The organism is Bradyrhizobium sp. BR 10289 (assembly GCF_019455385.1).
Lineage (GTDB): Bacteria > Pseudomonadota > Alphaproteobacteria > Rhizobiales > Xanthobacteraceae > Bradyrhizobium.
This window is the reverse complement of record NZ_JACOFR010000023.1, coordinates 16,566-33,853: the sequence shown is the minus strand read 5'-3', so window position 1 is coordinate 33,853 and position 17,288 is coordinate 16,566. Positions and strand designations below refer to the sequence as shown.

14 protein-coding genes and 1 tRNA gene are annotated in these 17,288 nt (G+C 61.9%); 11 read left to right on the top strand and 4 right to left on the bottom strand.

What is annotated here, in order from left to right; translation table 11 throughout:
- The first annotated feature begins 11 nt into the window (after positions 1 to 11).
- The 3 genes from HYH08_RS29290 (at position 12) to HYH08_RS29280 (ending at position 4,022) form a co-directional block, all read left to right on the top strand.
- Positions 12 to 1,496 (top strand): MFS transporter, encoded by a 1,485-nt coding sequence (locus HYH08_RS29290; RefSeq protein ID WP_220013303.1) that lies wholly within the window; start codon positions 12 to 14, stop codon positions 1,494 to 1,496.
- Between the two features lie 4 nt (positions 1,497 to 1,500).
- On the top strand, positions 1,501 to 2,322 hold the full coding sequence (otsB, locus tag HYH08_RS29285) for a trehalose-phosphatase (protein WP_220013302.1): 822 nt from the start codon (positions 1,501 to 1,503) through the stop codon (positions 2,320 to 2,322).
- Positions 2,323 to 2,558: 236 nt separating this feature from the next.
- Entirely contained in the window at positions 2,559 to 4,022 is a 1,464-nt protein-coding gene (locus HYH08_RS29280; protein ID WP_220013301.1) for a trehalose-6-phosphate synthase, read from the top strand.
- Between the two features lie 50 nt (positions 4,023 to 4,072).
- On the opposite strand, the gene HYH08_RS29275 is transcribed toward HYH08_RS29280, so the two are convergent.
- Positions 4,073 to 4,414, bottom strand: a complete 342-nt coding sequence (locus tag HYH08_RS29275; protein ID WP_220013300.1) for a hypothetical protein — start codon at positions 4,412 to 4,414, stop codon at positions 4,073 to 4,075.
- Positions 4,415 to 4,610: 196 nt separating this feature from the next.
- Between HYH08_RS29275 and HYH08_RS29270 the strand changes: the two genes are divergently transcribed.
- Positions 4,611 to 4,700: transfer RNA gene (locus HYH08_RS29270), tRNA-Ser, on the top strand.
- Between the two features lie 529 nt (positions 4,701 to 5,229).
- Here HYH08_RS29270 and HYH08_RS29265 read toward each other — a convergent pair.
- Positions 5,230 to 5,679, bottom strand: coding sequence for an ImmA/IrrE family metallo-endopeptidase (locus HYH08_RS29265; RefSeq protein WP_349631469.1), 450 nt, complete (start codon positions 5,677 to 5,679; stop codon positions 5,230 to 5,232).
- Positions 5,680 to 5,759: 80 nt separating this feature from the next.
- The gene (locus HYH08_RS29260) at positions 5,760 to 6,059 is read right to left on the bottom strand and encodes a helix-turn-helix domain-containing protein (protein ID WP_271573830.1); all 300 of its coding nucleotides are present in this window, start codon (positions 6,057 to 6,059) and stop codon (positions 5,760 to 5,762) included.
- 174 nt (positions 6,060 to 6,233) lie between these two features.
- Here HYH08_RS29260 and HYH08_RS29255 point away from each other — a divergent pair, with 174 nt between their 5' ends.
- The 5 genes from HYH08_RS29255 (at position 6,234) to HYH08_RS29235 (ending at position 10,380) form a co-directional block, all read left to right on the top strand.
- Positions 6,234 to 6,554, top strand: a complete 321-nt coding sequence (locus HYH08_RS29255) for a hypothetical protein (RefSeq protein WP_220013297.1) — start codon at positions 6,234 to 6,236, stop codon at positions 6,552 to 6,554.
- Positions 6,535 to 6,975 carry a putative metal-binding protein gene (locus HYH08_RS37725; protein WP_220013296.1) on the top strand — a complete coding sequence of 147 codons (441 nt, stop codon included), beginning with the start codon at positions 6,535 to 6,537 and terminating at the stop codon, positions 6,973 to 6,975. Before HYH08_RS29255 ends, HYH08_RS37725 begins: the two co-directional genes overlap by 20 nt.
- The gene (locus HYH08_RS29245; RefSeq protein ID WP_220013295.1) at positions 6,972 to 7,433 is read left to right on the top strand and encodes a Mov34/MPN/PAD-1 family protein; all 462 of its coding nucleotides are present in this window, start codon (positions 6,972 to 6,974) and stop codon (positions 7,431 to 7,433) included. Before HYH08_RS37725 ends, HYH08_RS29245 begins: the two co-directional genes overlap by 4 nt.
- Positions 7,430 to 8,767, top strand: coding sequence for a ThiF family adenylyltransferase (locus tag HYH08_RS29240; RefSeq protein WP_220013294.1), 1,338 nt, complete (start codon positions 7,430 to 7,432; stop codon positions 8,765 to 8,767). Before HYH08_RS29245 ends, HYH08_RS29240 begins: the two co-directional genes overlap by 4 nt.
- A gap of 101 nt (positions 8,768 to 8,868) precedes the next feature.
- Positions 8,869 to 10,380 (top strand): T6SS phospholipase effector Tle1-like catalytic domain-containing protein, encoded by a 1,512-nt coding sequence (locus HYH08_RS29235; protein WP_349631468.1) that lies wholly within the window; start codon positions 8,869 to 8,871, stop codon positions 10,378 to 10,380.
- Positions 10,381 to 10,451: 71 nt separating this feature from the next.
- Here HYH08_RS29235 and HYH08_RS29230 read toward each other — a convergent pair whose 3' ends face one another.
- Positions 10,452 to 11,327: a hypothetical protein gene (locus HYH08_RS29230; RefSeq protein WP_220013293.1), complete on the bottom strand. Its 876-nt coding sequence runs from the start codon at positions 11,325 to 11,327 to the stop codon at positions 10,452 to 10,454.
- Positions 11,328 to 11,388: 61 nt separating this feature from the next.
- Between HYH08_RS29230 and HYH08_RS29225 the strand changes: the two genes are divergently transcribed.
- The gene (locus HYH08_RS29225) at positions 11,389 to 11,592 is read left to right on the top strand and encodes a hypothetical protein (RefSeq protein WP_220013292.1); all 204 of its coding nucleotides are present in this window, start codon (positions 11,389 to 11,391) and stop codon (positions 11,590 to 11,592) included.
- 493 nt (positions 11,593 to 12,085) lie between these two features.
- Entirely contained in the window at positions 12,086 to 17,281 is a 5,196-nt protein-coding gene (locus tag HYH08_RS29220; protein ID WP_220013291.1) for a DUF4011 domain-containing protein, read from the top strand.
- Positions 17,282 to 17,288: the final 7 nt, after the last annotated feature.

The window sequence follows — 17,288 nt, the reverse complement described above, 5'->3', positions numbered from 1 at the left end:
CCAGCAACACGATGGAACTGCAGCAAAGCCGAGCGCTGAATGATGGATCTGCGATCCCGGCGGTCGCGACGGATCGCATTGTCGCTACCAGCATTCCCGCGCGCCTCGACGCGCTGCCGTGGAGTGGCTTTCACACCCGGGTCGTGCTCGCGCTCGGCATCACCTGGATCCTCGACGGCCTTGAGGTGACGCTCGCCGGCGCACTCTCCGGTGCCCTGAAACAAAGTCCCTCGCTGCATTTTTCCAACCTCGATCTCGGCATCGCGAATTCGGCCTATCTTGCCGGCGCGGTGCTCGGCGCGCTCGGTTTCGGCTGGCTCACCGACCGCATCGGCCGCAAGAAGCTGTTCTTCATCACGCTCGCGCTTTATCTCTCTGCGACAGCCGCGACCGCCTTGTCGTGGGATGTCGCGAGCTACGCGCTGTTTCGTTTCCTCACCGGTGCCGGCATCGGCGGCGAATACACCGCGATCAACTCGACCATCCAGGAATTGGTGCCGGCGCGCTATCGCGGCTGGACCGATCTCGTCATCAACGGCAGCTTCTGGATCGGCGCGGCGATGGGCGCGGTCGCGGCGATCGTGCTGCTGGATCCCGCCTTCATCGCCCCCGATCTCGGCTGGCGCCTCGCTTATCTGGTCGGCGCCACCATCGGCCTCGTCGTGCTCTTGATGCGGATGTGGATCCCGGAAAGTCCGCGCTGGCTGATGATCCATGGCCGGCCCGACCAGGCCCACGCCATCGTCGACGAGATCGAGCGCTCGGTGATCGGACACGACCAGGATGCAGGCGACGGCCGCTTCCCCAAGATGCGCCTGAAGATGCGCGATCACACGCCGATCCGCGAGGTCGTGCACACGCTGTTCTCGACCTATCGCCAGCGCGCACTGGTCGGCCTCGTGCTGATGAGCGCGCAGGCGTTCTTCTACAACGCGATCTTCTTCACCTTCGCGCTGGTGCTGACCGATTTCTACGGCATCAGCGCCGACCATGTCGGCTGGTATCTGCTGCCCTTCGCCGCCGGCAATTTCCTTGGGCCATTGCTGCTCGGACGTCTGTTCGATACGCTCGGCCGGCGTGTCATGATCATGTTCACCTATGGTGTGTCGGGCCTGCTACTGGCGCTGTCGGGCTATCTGTTCTCGATCGGCGCGCTTAGCGCACGCGAGCAGACCATCGCCTGGATGGTGATTTTCTTCTTTGCTTCGCCCGCGGCGAGCGCGGCCTATCTCACCGTCAGCGAGACCTTTCCCCTGGAAGTCCGCGCGCTGGCGATCGCGGTGTTCTACGCGGTCGGTACCGGCATCGGCGGCGTGATTGGTCCCGCGCTGTTCGGCGCGCTGATAGACACGGGATCACGCACCAGCGTGTTTGCCGGCTATTTGCTGGGGGCATTCCTGATGATCGCGGCCGCGATCGTGGGGTGGCGCTATGCCGTCTCCGCGGAACGCAAATCGCTCGAACAAATCGCGCGGCCGCTCGCCTCTATGGAGTAGACTGATGAAACCGGAACTTGCCGAACTGGATCACAAGCGCACCATGGTCGATAATGAAAAGCCTGAAGCCGTGCCGGTGCCGCATGCGCTGGTCCCGCATCTGGGCGAGACTGCGATCCTGCTCGACATCGACGGCACTTTGCTCGATCTGATGCCGACGCCGCGCGAGGTATGGGTCCCGCCGGGCCTGTCGGAAACGCTGAACCGGCTGGTGGAGCGCACCTCCGGCGCGCTGGCGATGGTCAGTGGGCGTTCGCTCAATGACATCGACTTGATCTTCGCGCCCGACGTGTTTCGTGCGGTCGCGGGCCATGGTGCGGAGATGCGACTGTCCGTAAGCAACGAAGCCGAGGACGTGCATGCGCCGCCGCTGGACAAGGAGCTGAAGCGGCGCCTGGCTGCGATCGCAAAGCTGAGCCCCGGCATTCTGCTCGAGGACAAGGGCTATTCGCTGGCGCTGCATTATCGCCTTGCACCGCAAGCCGAGAAGGCGATCTACGAAGCCGTCTCGCTGATCCGGGCCGATCTGCCCAATGCGCCGATCGAGGTGCTGCCTGGCAAGTTCGTCTGCGAGATCAAGCATTCCGGTTTCACCAAGGCAACCGGTGTGCGCGAGCTGATGAAGCACGAGCCGTTCAAGGGGCGCCGTCCGATCTTCATCGGCGACGACGTGACGGATGAGACCGTGTTTGCGATCATGCCGGACATGGACGGGCTGGCCTTCTCGGTCGGCCGCCGTGCCATGGGCGTCGATGGTCACTTCGATACGCCGAGTGATGTGCGTGCGTTCCTCGCGCGCCTGCTCGACGACACAAGGTTGAAGTAAGGCATCGCCACTTCGTCGCCATGTTGTGGCATGCGCAGTTCCATTGCGCTTGCCATTCATGCCGCGTGAATCAGCCTCGAAAAATTCTCTTCTTCAATGAAATCGCCGGGTTCCCTTCAAGGAAACTGGTTCCAACGCGCGCGCCCGATTTTGGTTTCAATCCGAAGAAATGATGACAGGAACCATATTGATGAACGGCAGTTAAACGGGGTGGAATGAACAGGAGGGGACGACCTGTGAACTTAGTCGTCGTTTCAAATCGAGTTGCGCGCGGTAAACCCAACGAGCCCATGACCGGCGGGTTGGCTGCGGCATTGCTGCCGGTCGTCGAGCATTCGGGCGCCATCTGGGTGGGGTCCTCCGGCCGGGTGCGTGACGGACATCAGAAGGAACCGTTTGCCGAGATCGAGGCGCTGGGCTCGGGCGCGATTGCGACGCTGGATCTGCCGGCGGCGCATTACGGAGGCTATTACGAAGGCTTTGCCAATTCGGCACTGTGGCCGGCGCTGCATTCGCGCAGCGATCTGATCCGCGTCTCGCGCGACGATTATGTCAGCTATCGCGAGGTCAACGCCTTCATGGCGCGTGCCTTGATGCGTTTCCGCAAACCGCAGACCGCGTTCTGGGTGCAGGATTATCATTTCCTCGCGCTCGGCGCGGAGCTGCGCGATCTCGGCGTCGACGATCCCATCGGCTTCTTCCTGCACACGCCGTGGCCGGTTGCCGCGGTGATGCAGGGCGTGCCTAATCACCGCGAGCTGATCACTGCGATGCTGGCCTACGACCTGCTCGGTTTCCAGACCGAGGAGGATTGCCAGAACTTTCTCGGCTATGCCGCCAGCGAGCTTGAGCTCACCATCGAGGACGGCGTGGTGCTCTCGCAGCACGGCCGCACGCGCTGTGAGGTGTTTCCGATCGGCATCGATGCGGAGAAGTTTGCAGCCTATGCAGCGAAATCCGCGTCGCATCCTGACGTCTCGCGCCTACGCCGCAGCCTCAACGGCGAACGTCTCGCGATCGGCGTCGACCGGCTCGATTATTCCAAGGGCCTCGTCAACCGCATCAGCGCGTTCGACCGGCTCTGGACCGAGCAGCCGCAGTTTGCGCGCAGCATTTCGCTGCTTCAGATCGCCAATCCTTCGCGCGGCGGCATCGAGGCCTATGGCAATCTCCAGAACGAGGTCGCGCGCCTCGTCACCGACGTCAACGGCCGTCATGGCGAGGTCGACTGGACCCCGATCCGCTACCTCAACAAGGGTTTCAGCCAGGCGGTGCTCGCAGGTCTCTATCGCACCGCGCAGATCGGTGTGGTGACGCCGCTGCATGACGGCATGAACCTCGTGGCCAAGGAATATGTCGCCGCGCAAAATCCGGCTGATCCCGGCGTGCTGGTGCTGTCGAAGTTCGCCGGCGCCGCCAACGAGCTCGACACCGCGCTACTGGTCAATCCGCACGACATCGACGGCATGGCGCGCGCCATCGCGGTCGCCGCCGCGATGCCGCTCACCGAGCGCAAGATGCGCTGGGAGGCGATGATGAAGAAGCTGCGCGGCCATACCATCCAGCAATGGTCGGCCGATTTCGTCGCCGAGCTCGAAAAGTGCCGGACCGAGAAGGCCGCCGTCGCCCCGCTCGCGGCCCAGCCGCCGCAGGCGCTGCGCTGGCTGAAATCGGCGATCTCGGGCGTGAGGTTGATCTAGATTTTCTTCGCCTCGCCCCGGAAGCGGGGCGAGGGCAGCGTCGACTGCCCTCAATAACAGTACGAAACTCCCTCCAATATCGCGCACTGCCGTTTGTTCGGCGCGTTGGGGTCGTCCAGTGGCACCATGCCCTTGCCCTGGCCGACGAACACGCCGGACCCGACATGCACCGAGCTCTTGTTGCCGATGATGACGCTCTGATGCGGGGTCACGCTCGAGCGCGTCCCGTCCGGCCAGAGGATCGCATCGCCCGACAGCATCCCGCGCCGGCCGTCGTCGCAGCTGACGTCCACCCCCTGGCGCGTGCAGACCTGGGCCAGGGCAGGCACGGCAACCACGGAGCCAAGGGTGGAAATCAGGCCGAGCGTAGCGATCGTCTTGCGGATCATCATGGCGTCCCCGGTCGCGTCTGGAGGGCTTGAGTGAATCGTCGCGCCAAACCCGCCTCCGGTTCAGTCCCGGATGGTTTCCCAAGGGCCCCTCAACGCTGCATATTATTGTTTAAATACAACATCTTACCGAAAATTCACCCGATTTCCCCGCGATCCCTTGCAAAATCACCGGCGCCCCTTCAAGAGAGGGCGCTCCGGAGAGATGGCCGAGTGGCTTAAGGCGCACGCTTGGAAAGCGTGTGTGCGGGAAACCGTACCGTGGGTTCGAATCCCACTCTCTCCGCCACTGTCTGGCAGCAGCGCAGAAGTCCTTCAAAAACAAGAGCTTTTCGAACCGCCGGTTTCTGGACGGTGGAGCACCCCGGTGGAGCACTCTCCGCCTATCTTTGCCACGCGTTGCGGGGTTTTTCGACTGAAAAATCGCTCAAAGGTTTGCGGTATTTGCCAAGACGGTGGCAGCTTCCGAAATTGCAGCTAGACGGGGCCGGCATCCCAGCGCGAAAGACGAACGAAATCATGAAAGTCGCAAGCGGGAGCGGGACACACGACGCTAGGGTGCACGGTACCATCGGCATCGATCGAGTGGCCCTTGAGAACTATGCCATGCCCGTTCGGGCAAGCGAATTCCGCCTTGAAGCGCTTGACCGTCGCCGGATGACAGGGCTTCCAGTGCATCGGGGGAGGTTCACTGGCGCCCGAGTAGCGCGGAACATCTAGTCTCGGCCTTGTCCAACGGCCGCTTGACGGCTGGTGCGTAGGAGGCAGGCTCGCCTTTCCGAAAACACGCGACAGCAGCGATCGCAACAACCGCAGCATCATGATCTCTCGCCGAACAGGTTCATCAGCCTGAACGTCATCGCCTGTCGGCTTACTTCGTAACGTCGCGCAAGGGCAGCAATCTGCTCCTCGTCTTCGATGTCGAGCGTCAGCTTTTTGGCGTCGCGCAGCAGGAAGTCGCGCGGCATCAAGAGTTCGGCAGCAAAGGCGTTCGCCTCGATTTCCTCGACGTCCTCGGCTTTTGACGATTCACTTGACCGCAGGTTTACGCGGAAATGCTTGTCCACGCGGACCTCAATTCCGTCATGTAATAGGAGGTGGCCTAGCTCATGTGCGATCGTGAATCGCTGCCGTTGTTCGGGCTGCTCCTTGGCGACGGCGATCACCACCATCAGGTGCTTACGGATCAGTAGACCGGAGATTTCGTTGTTGAAGTCGCGATACTCCATCACGGCGCCGGCCGCTTTGGCTAGGCGCTCGACCGGCACAGAAGGGCGCTCAATGCCGTTCTCAGCCAGGAGCTCCGCCGCGCAGCGGCGGATTCGATTATACCGCGGTCGCAGCGGTCTCACCGTTCACCCGCTTTGATGAGGGTTCGCTCCAGATATGCCGTCACCGTCGGCATCCGCTTCAGCTCGCTAGGCGGGCGGACTACGGGCCGCGAGTCCTCGTTGACGCCCGTAAGCAGCACGTCGGCAGAGACATCAAGCGTCTTGCAGACGCGCTGGAATTGATCGATCAGCAGGCGCTGGCGCCCCCGCTCGATATTGGTGACGGAAGTGCGCGACAGGCCGAGACTTTCGCCAAGCTCGGCCTGGGTCAGCCGCAATTCCTCCCGGCGACGTCGGATGGAATCGCCGAGCTTCACGTAGAATTCGTTGGGTGTGATCATCTCAATTTTTGCGGTGGGCGGTCGGTAGCCGAATCGTCCCGCATTCGCGGGGCGAAGTCAACCAAGTTGACATCAAGATGGGGTACCAAGTTGACAGTATTCCCAGTTAGTATTAATGTCTAGGGAATCAACCCTCCGCTGGAGATAGCCATGACGGTTCTCGAACACGACACTGAACGCGCTGGCCACCATCACGATGACAAGCCGATCGCGGTGGCCGTCATCACGCCCAGTGGATTCTATCCAGACGCCAACGACTACAACCGCTCCTATCGTGGCGAAGTCGTCGCTCACGTCCTCGAGCGTGCGAAGATCAAGCTCGAACTCACCAACACCGCAGACTGGGTGGCGGAGGTCGAAAATCGCCCGATCGATCCTTCCAAGACCTTCGCCGAGAACGATCTGCATGGCATCGTCGAGATCGAATGGCACAAGCCGGAAGGGGGCGGCGGTGCATCCGGCAGCCTCTAAGGCCAAGTTCGACGCCGAGGTCGCGCTGCTGACGCCGGACTACCTCCGGATCAAGGGGTGGAGGCTTTGGTCGGCGGTATTTCCGGTGCTCGATCTCACAATCGAGGCGAAGCGGTCGCTTCGCCTCCGCCTCGATTGCGGGGGCTGGAACGAGGCGCCTCCCTCGGTCGCGCTTTTGTCGCCTGAGGGCGCGTTCCTGACCGAGGCGGAAGTGCAGCCGCTCGCTGGCTCGATCTTCAATCAATCGGCGCATGAGCAGACCGGGCGTCCGTTTATCTGCATGCGCGGGGTGCGCGAATACCACACCCATTCAAGTCATCGTAGCGAAGTCTGGGACACCTACCGCGGCGAGGACGGCATGAACATTCTCGGCATCGTCACCCAGATTTCCCGCGCGCTGCGCAAGATCGTTGGCGCATGACGCTCCTCGTCCCTAGGGAAATCGTCGCACGCACGATCGACATTCTGCGACGCGGCGGCGCCGAGAAATGCGAAGCCGTCGTGTTGTGGCTGGGCAGCGGGCCCCGCGGTGCGGAGCGTATTGCGGAGGCGTACCGGCCCGATCAGATCGCCGACAAGGATTTCTTTCGGATCCCCTCGGCGGCGATGAAGGATTTGATGGGGCACCTGCGACGCACCCGCCTGCACGTCACGGCGCAGGTGCATTCTCATCCCGGCAGGGCCTTCCATTCCGAAGCGGACGACGAATGGGCGATCGTTCGCCATCGCGGCGCTTTATCGTTTGTCGTCCCCCGCTTCGGCGCCGGCAGCACGGTCGCTAACTTCATGGATCAAACCGCGATCTACCGTCTCTCCGACGACGACAGGTGGATCGAGGTTCCGGACGAGGAAGTCCTGCATACCGTGGAACTCGCATGATGCTGAACGCCACCGAAGAAAATCGTAAGGCTTTGGCCAGCCTGCTCGGCATCGATGAGGAGGAGGCTGCCGAGAAGTTGCAGACCAAGGTCGCCGTCATCGTCGCCGATCCCGCAGGCGCGGCCTTCGCCGCGGATTTATCGGAACTGATCGGGAAGACGCTTCAGCTGGTCGACGCCGATGCAAACCCGGACATTGAGATCACGGTCGGCGGCCCGGCATCGACAGGCGCGCCGGTCAAGATGACCGCCTCGATGCTCCGCGACGGATTGACCGTCGGCGGTGGGATAGTGCGGCCTGAATGGTCGACGGTTCCGAGGTTCAACGAGCGAATCTGCGCGTGCTATGCCGCGGGCGTGGTCATCGCGCGCGCTATCGGGAGGTCCTTCCCCGATCCGTTCGGCGTCGATTTCCGCGCGCTCGGCATTCCAGACGGCCATGCACCGATCGTATTCGACGATGACGCACTGGCCGGCTGCGGCGGCGTCGGGACCGCGTTTTTGTGGGCTCTACAAGCCGTGCAGACCTCCGGCGCCCTCACCGTCGTCGATGGCAAGAACGTCTCGGACGGCAATCTGAACCGCTGCTTCTTCTACAAGGGCGACGATGTCGGCAAGCCCAAGGCGGAGCGGTTGGTCGCGCGCGCTGTGCTCGGCGAAACGGTGTTAGAGTCGTTCGTCGGAACGTTTCACGATCTTCTGCTGCAACGCGGGCGGATCCGGCGGGTCTTCGTCACGGTTGACAGCCGCCCAGCGCGGCGTTCGATCCAGGGCGACATGCCGCTTGAGGTTTTCGATGCTTCGACTACCGAGGTAACGGCCGTCGTCGCGCACCATCACCGGCAGCCGACCGCGAACGCCTGCCTGTCATGCATCTACCCTCACATCCCGGAGGAGGATGCGCGCGAGCGCGACATCGCGCAGCTGCTCGGCCTGACGCTCGATCAGGTAAAGCGGAGAACCGTGGATGAGGACATGGCTGCCGAACTGTCCCGCAATTTCGGCGAGCCGGCCGCCGCCTTTTTCGGCAAGTCGATGGACAGCCTGGCAAAGGCGCGCTGCGGCTCCGCGCCAGTGACAACGGCGGGCGGCAGACAGGCCCTGGCTCCCTTCGCCTTCGTGTCCAGCCTGGCCGGATGCCTGATGGTGATCGACCTGATGCGGAGCCTGTCGACGAACGATTTGCCGCCCACCAACTATCTGCACTTGGATCCATGGCGGCCGCCGACTCCGGTACGCAGGCTCAGGGGACGACGCAATCGCTGCGAATTCTGCGGCGACCCGGAGTTGAAGGCGGTGTTCGCCTCGTTGTGGGATATCACGGCCGGTTTCTGACGCGTCGCGCCTTAGGCATCTACCAGACGGCGCCGCCGGGCCGCTACACGATGGACGACGCCGACGTCACTCGGAGATGAACCGAGGGCACCGAAGACCACGTGCTGCCTGAGTTTTGCCGCCAATTGTTCGACTGCGTATCCTTCGTTTGTTTTCACGCGCTGACCGGCGAGGCCGACATGCCAAAGAATATTTTGATCTTCTCGGACGGTACCGGCCAGGCCGGCGGCCTTCGTCCGGACGAGAACCGCTCCAACATCTACAAGCTCTACCGGGCGACCCGCTGCGGCCCCGACACCGCGATCGATCCGCACGAGCAGCTTGCGTTCTACGACGCGGGGCTCGGTTCACGGCCGCCGGGCGGCGCGTTGTTCGTCACTCGCGCCTACCGCTGGCTGCACAACGTCGCCAGCCAGGCGACGGGGCTCGGCATCACCACCAACATCATCGACTGCTACGCCGCCATCATCCGGATGTGGGAGCCTGGCGACCGGATCTTCCTGTTCGGTTTCAGTCGAGGCGCCTACACCGTCCGGTGCCTTGCGGCCGTCCTGGGGCAGTGCGGGGTGCCGACAATGATGGCCGACGGCACGCCGCTCAAACGCGACGTCGGCACGACGACGCGCATCGCCCGTGAGGCCGTGAAGAAGGTCTATCAGCACGTCAGCTCGCCGAAAGATACCGAATACCTGCCGCAGCGCGAGGCGCTGGCGAAGCGGTTTCGCCAGCAGTACGGCAGCGACGCCGATGGCGCGTCCAACGCGGTGCCGTTCTTCATCGGGGTTTTCGACACGGTGGCGTCCCTCGGCAGCTACGCGCTCTCCGCGGCGCTGGTCGGCGCATCGGCGGTCCTGATCGCTGCATTGAGCTACCTGCAGTCGTTCTTCCTGTTTCCCTTCCTCCCCACATTCCTGTGGACCGTCGCCGGCGCGGCGGTCGCGGCGGGCATCGGATACGTCGCGACCCATCTGAAGTACGCCGTCGGTCTGCCCGGCTTTTCATTCTGGCGGACGCTGCATCTGGCTTCGCCCAAGATGAAGTTCTACGACCTACACCTGAACAACGCGGTCTGGTACGCCCGCCACGCCTTGGCAATCGACGAGAACCGTGCTGACTTCGCGCGCGTGCCGTGGGGCGGATCGCACAACAAGGGGCCGCAGCGTCCAGATGAATACCCGGACTGGCTGCAACAGGTCTGGTTCGCCGGAAACCACTCGGACATCGGTGGCAGCTACCCCGAAAACGAGGCGCGCCTGTCGGACATCTCCTTGGGATGGATGGTGCACGCAGCCAAGAACCTGCCTGACGGCACGACGCCCGACGGCTTCGGCATCAAGGTCGACGGCCGGTACATGACGCTGAATCCGGACCCGCTCGGTCCGCAGCACGACGAACGCGAACCAGGTTACCTCCGCGGGCGATTCAAATGGGCTGAGGGCCTGCGCCAAGTCCAAGACGAAGCGATCTTGCATTCAAGCGTCCTTGCGCGCTTCGCTGCGCCCGGCGGCGTTCAACACTATTACCAGCGCACGGACTATCGACCGCCGAACTTGCGTGGCCACACGAAAGTAAAGCAATATTATACCGCACTCCCCACAGGCGATTGCTCGTAGGTCGCCAAGGGCGGCTCAAGTGTGGCTATTGACGATCGTAGAGGGATAAGCCGCCTTATCAGGTGACTCAGTCAGAACGGCAGGAAGTCGTCGGAATCCGGTTCAAAACCGTAGAGCTTTCCCTCCACCCTTGCGACCAGCCTCCTCATTAAGTCGGCCGTCTCCCGGACGTAAGCCTTACTGAATACCTCAAGCCGGTAGCCTTTGCTGTCGCGACCGTTCCGATGGACGCAGTCGTGCCGGTACTCAATGGCCTTGAATAGCTTGTCCTTGTCGTCGCCGAGGAGCTCAAACAGGTCGATATCCGCAGCAATTTGGTAGAGCGCGCGCACTCTTGGGATATTGTGATAAACAATCGATCGCAAGTGTCCGAGCACCTCTGCACGGACTAGCTCTTTCTCACTTGCGATCTCGGCGAGGGTGAATTTCTTTTCCTTCAGCTCTTTGTCTTTGGCGAGGAGGCGATTCATCGCCGCCGCGTCATTAGACACCAGGTTGATCAGAGTGTCGGAGAGGTAGGATTCGAGAGCGCCTATATTGTGTGAGAAAACCATCCGGTTGACGAGATGGGCGCCTTCACCGCCGTGCTCAGTCAGCAGATCGCCGGTGTGGTGATACGAGTCATTAAATACCGCCTCCGGATGGTCGGACGTATCGAAGTCGAACCAGTCCTCGTCGTTCCCGGCGTATCGCGCGATCTCAGTTTCGACGATCGTGTCGCCGTGGTCATCGAGCGTGATCTCACAATCGCTTACGGTGTTGAAGCAATACCCGTTGAACACAGTCTTACATTTCGGACACGTTATCTCAACCGGGCCTTCGGCGCCGGGGTCGGTTGCGCGCTCAGCTTCATAGCTCGGTTCCGGAACTTCCACATTGTCCGACACAGCGCGCTTGCACTTCGGGCACACAAAGCGGGCAGTCGTCTCGAATCGGTGAATTGCCATGTGACGTTTCCCAAGGGGCCACCGTGTATGAGCTATCCCGTAATCCCGCAAGGCGAATGGTGTGGATACCAATGTTGAGGGCGGCCTACGAGACCGATCTTCTGAAACAGGCGCCATTGCGCTGGTCGATGAAGAAAGCGGACTGCATGGTCTCGAATCCCGTTCCGAGGTCGAACTCGACGGCGACTCTGTGACCGCGCCGATCCCCGATTCCTACGGTTCGGATATGGGATACACCACCACTTTTGCTCTCTCTATCGCGTAATCGGCGCCGAACCCGAGATGCGCGACGATGGGACCCACTCCACCGATTACGAAACGATTGACGCGTCGTGTTAAACGTGGGCGCGCTGATCCCACTTATCGCCCGGCAATCTCCTCGAATGGGCAGGGCGCAAGAAAGTCGATCTTAGCCAGATGCTGAATTCCATAGAGGCCGACAAGCCAGAGGAGGTGGTGTCCGATCAATAGTTGCTAGACATGCGCTGTTCGCAGTTTTTCGCCTGCGGTCAACGCAGGCGGAGCGTGAGGACCGCTCAAACGCTTCCGCACATATCTTTTGGCCGGTTGCAGCGCGAAACGCGTTGCCATCATTGAACTAAAGAGGGTCTTGTTTTGCTTGCGAGCCGGTTGTCCGCGAGGCAATATGCAAGCGAAATCAAGGGGGCATAGCTTGTTCTGAGGGGCCGGGCGTCGGCAAATTCAGGAAGAACGAGACGGCATGCCTGGCGACTCAGTTCAGGTGGCAGTTCCGGCTCATGACGACGTTCGGTCAAACTAACCGCGAAAACTCTTCTCGCTCGACCGGTTCCAGTGAGGGTATTTCCGGTATCGCCGAGTTGGTGCGAGAAGGCGTCCGCAAAGCCCGAGATAAGCTGATCGACCTCAGCATGCGCAACGCTATGCTGAACTTTCGTCATTCGGAGACATCGGCAAAGCATGTCCGCATCGTCGATGAGGATTTGGCGCTTCTGATCGGAGCCTTGGCCTCGGGCAAATCTCTCGATGTCATTCCAATTCCGCCGGCCGAGCAGGTCCCTCGGGACGAGGAGACGGACGAATTCCGAGCCGCTCTGAAGACGGCTAAGGAAACTGATCCCGACTGGCTGGCCGCTGAAGATGCGCGTCGCGCTGCTGGTAACCGCCGTCGCACGAAGGATAAAGTCGCTGAAAGGGCGCTGCGCGATCGTGTGAGGGCGAAGCTTGGGATGCCGGAATGGCGGGTCGCGACTGATGCTAAAGCGAGAGCCCGGGAACTCGGAATAGACCCATCTTACGATCTGCCACCGTCCAAACGCTCCGCGCAAAAGCACCATGCAGACAACACTCTGCAGACACTCTTTTTCCCGGATCGCCTGGAGCCGAAACTAGCCAGCATCCACAGTGCCGCGCGGGCGCTCCAGGAGGATGCCGGCCTCAGCGCGCTATACTTCGCGGTCGGCTTCCTCGAATGGTACGAACAGGACGATTCGAGTGATCCAGCGTACGCGCCGCTCGTCTTGTTGCCCGTCAATATGGAGAAGCGCATCGCGAGCGGCGAGTACGTCTATTCCATCGCCGGACGGGATGACGACGAAGCGAGCAATGTCGCGCTTCGCGAAAAGCTGAAGCGTTTCGCGATCGATCTGCCCGAGTACGATCCCGAGGCTGGAATTGAAGCCTATCTTTCGGGCGTAGCCGCCTGCCTCACCAACAAACCTCGATGGAAGGTTCGGCGCTTCGCGACCGTGGGGCTCTTTTCTTTTGCCCGGCAGGCGATGTGGAGCGATCTCGACTCGGCTCGATGGCCGGCCGACTCCCGTCCCGAGTCTCACGAATTGCTGGGGCAAGTCTACGGCGACGTCGCCGGCGAGCACGGCGACAACGTCGCTGCGGTCTACGACGTCGACCAGCCAGAGCTCGAGTCTCAAGCTCCCGCGTTGGTCATCGAGGCCGACGCCTCGCAGCTCAGCGCCGTGATCGACGCCACAAGCGGAAAGAACCTCGTCATCCAGGGGCCGCCGGGCACCGGCAAGTCGCAGGCGATCACCAACATCATCGCCAACGCGCTTTGGCACGGCAAGACGGTCTTGTTCGTCTCCGAAAAGATGGCCGCGCTGAAGGTGGTCAAGGACCGGCTCGATCATATGGGCCTCGGCCTCTATTGCCTCGAGGTGCACTCGGCAAAAGCTTCGAAGGCGTCGGTCCTCAAATCGATACGCGAGCGCATGGAAACCCCGCGCAGCGCCGCGAACGTCCAGGAAGTCGAGAGCGCCCGCGAAGCTCTTCGCCAGGCGCGTCAGCGTCTCACCGAATATGCGAGTCTGATCAACAGCCCGGCCGGCGCTACCGGCCTCAGCATTCATCAGGTTCTTTGGGGTGACTTCACCAGAGCCGGTCTGGAGCCAGCACCTCCAAAACCGACGACGGAGTTCCGCTTTCCGGAGCCGTTGGGCATCGATCGATTCAAGCTCGCCGAACTAGTCGGACTCGGCAAGGCCTTGGACGACTGGGCGGTGGCAATGGGGGCCGCCGCCGAGCCGAAGCATCAGCCTTGGCGCGGCGTCGGCAACCTCAATCTAAACCGCTTCGATCGGACCAAGGCCATTGAGGTCGTGGCGGGTTGGGGCACCGCGCTGAGGCAGCTTCTGCAGCACGTCGAGGCACTCGCCAGCGCGGCGTCGTGGGACGGCCTAAATTCGCCGGCCGACGCCTCCGCGGCCGCGAGGGTCGTTTTCGATCTGCCCGCAGCCCCAGCGGACGTGGAGGAGAAGTTGCTCACCCTCGCGACCGGCGAATCGGCCCGCAAGTCGCTAGACGATTGGGTCGATCGCTGCATAAGAGCCCACGATCTCGAACTGCAGGTCGACGGAATTTGCTCCAAGCAGGCGCTCGAAACCAACGGTGAAGCCATCGGGCCGCTACTCGAGCGGGCGACGGCTCTCGGAGTAGCCGATTTACCCGTCGAAGGGATATCGAGGGCTCTCGAATTGGCGAGAGAATCCGCAACCAGATTCGGTTCCCTGGTTCAACTGATGGCGGACCTGCTCAGTGCGGCGAAGCGTGATCCGAATGCCCCATCCGACGTCAAGTCAGAGGCGATGGCCGCGGGCTACCTTCTCGTCGTTCCCAAGATCCGGCAGGACAATCTTCGCTATCGCTCGCAGGCACTCACGGCGGAAACGGCGATCGACGATTTGGCTGCCGCCCACGAGCTTGCTGGTGAGGTCAAATCCGCGGCGACCGAAGCAAGCTTCTCGGAGCAGGCTACGACGAGGCTTGCTGACTCGATTCCATCCGTGGCCGAACTGCGTCGAGCTGCAGGAACGTTTCGCTCTACGGGCTTCTTCGGCAAAATCTTCGGAGGAGAATGGCGGGCTGCGCGCGCCGTCTGCCGCCAAACCTTTCCGGACGAGCCCAAGCTTCCTCCGATCGATGCCGCAAAACGGCTGATTGCGGCGGCTCTGTGGAAGGATCGGCTGCAGCGGTTGGAGGAATGTGCCGAAGCAAAAGCTGCTGCCGGTCGACATTGGAAAGGGGCGGAAACTCCGTTCGAGCGCCTCATTGAAGTGTCGGAATGGATGCGGTCGGTCCAAAAAGTGACTCCTCCCGGTGAGTCAGGCGCGCGAGAATTGCGGCGGCTGGCGTTCGAAGGCGGCCCCGACGAATTCGCGATGCTCGTCCGCTTCGCGGAAGCAGCCGGGAGCTTGAATCTCGTCGATGCGTTCCAGACAGCGTTCGCTGCGCGATCCACGATCTGCGCGGATGCCGATCGCTACGAATCTCGCGCGTCGGCCCTCGATTCGATCGTCGCGACCAGTCAGCAGTTTGGCATTCAGCCCAGCCAGCCGGTGGCCTCTCTTCAGAAGGCCCTGCAGATGCAGACCGAGGCCAAGGTCCTGCGGCAGCAAATGGCCGCCGATGTCATGGCAACGAACGCCTGCGCGTCGATTGCTGCGGGATATGAACTGGAGCGGGCTGGGCGTGTTCGAGCGACAACTCGCTTCGTCGAAGGTGTGCAGTCGATACAACTCCCGCCTTCCGTCGCACGCTATCTCCTGCAAGAAGGCTATGGCGACCGATCGTCCGGCTTGAAGCGCACCGCAGAGGGTCTGAAGGCCGCGATCGCCGACGTCGACCGAGCCGCCGGGGAGGCGGATGACCTCCTCAAGCTTCGACCAGAGGAATGGTGCGGCGGCCCCTGGAGAACTTTGCCGATCCGGACGTTATTGCAGAAGTGCGAGCGAGCGTCTCAGGCTCCCGATGCTCTCGAAAAGCAGATCGCGTTGCTGTCGACGGAGCTGGAAGCCGCAAGCCTTGGTTTGAGTGACCTCATCCGTTGCTGGCCGACGGAAGGGCTACGCTACTCGGGCGTCTCCCGCGCCATCGAAGCCGCATTCTATCGCTCGGCTGCGGAGAAACTCATGAGGGAGCATCCCGTCTTGACGCGGCACGCCGGGAACACTCACGAGCAGGTGCGCAAGCGGTTTCAGGACCTGGATCGCGAGATACTTCAACTGAATCGCAAGATGGTCGCGGCCCAGCTTCGCGCTCGGTCGATTCCTCCCGGTCGACGCGCGGGCTCGACGCGCGACTACACCGACAATGAGATGTTGACGCACCAAACCGGCCTGCAGCAGCCGCGGATCGCACTGCGCCGACTGTTCTCAAATGCGGGAAACGCTATTCGTGCGTACACGCCCTGCGTGATGATGAGCCCGATGTCCGTAGCGCAGTACCTCGAGCCTGGCCGACATAGCTTCGATCTACTCGTGATCGACGAGGCTTCACAGATGCGCCCCGAGGACGCGCTGGGCGCGATGCTGCGTTGCAGGCAGGCCGTCATCGTGGGGGATCCCGAACAATTGCCGCCCACGGACTTCTTCAGCGCGTCGGACGACCCGAGCGACGAAAAGGTCGAGGATGCTCCCGAAGAATCGATCCTAGAGCTCGGTCGTCGCTGCTGGCATCCGATGCGGATGCTGGAAGTTCACTATCGTTCGCGACACCAAAGTCTCATCGCATATTCGAACCGGGAGTTCTATGGTGAGCGGCTTCTGGTCTACCCCAGTCCGGTGCTCGATGATCCGGACTACGGAGTGTCGTGCCGAAAGATCGATGGCGACTACGAAGTCGGCCAGGGAAGAAACCCCAGGGAAGCGCAAGCGATCGTGGAGGAAGCGGCGGAGCTGATGCGAACACGGGCCGATCGTTCGATCGGCATCGTCGCGATGAACCAAGCGCAGCGAGATCTCATCGAGACCTTGATGGACGAGCGGGCTACTTCGGATCCCGACGTCCAGGCGTACCGTGAGAAGTGGGCCGACAGCCTGGAAGACTTTTTCGTCAAGAACCTCGAGAACGTGCAAGGCGACGAACGCGACGTGATATTGATTTCGACGGTCTATGGGCCCACGGCCGAGGGGGTTTTCCGGCAGAACTTCGGCCCTTTGAACCGCGCGTATGGTCATCGGCGACTCAACGTGCTGTTCACTCGAGCGAAGCGAAAACTCACGGTCTTCACTTCGCTCGACCCCGGTCGCATCGTGGCCGACGGGAATCGTCGCGGAGTTCGAGTTCTGAAGGAGTTCCTCGAATATGCGGATCGCGGCACCTTTACACCAGGACGCGGCACCGGAGAGGAGCCCGGGAGCGATTTCGAGCGATGGTTCCTGACGCGCCTGAAGGCGGCTAACTACGAAGCTCATCCCCAGGTCGGCGTGGCGGGGTACCGGATCGATATCGGTGTCGTGCATCCCAACAAGCCGGGCAGTTACATCCTGGGTGTGGAGTGCGACGGAGCGACCTACCACTCCTCGAAATCAGCGCGGGATCGCGACCGTCTGCGGCAGGACGTCCTCGAAGGACTCAACTGGACGATCTATAGGATATGGTCGACCGATTGGTACCGAGATCCTGAGAGAGAGTTCAATCGATTGATCGAGCGTATCGAGCGGCTCAGCGCGCCCGCATAAAGATCGC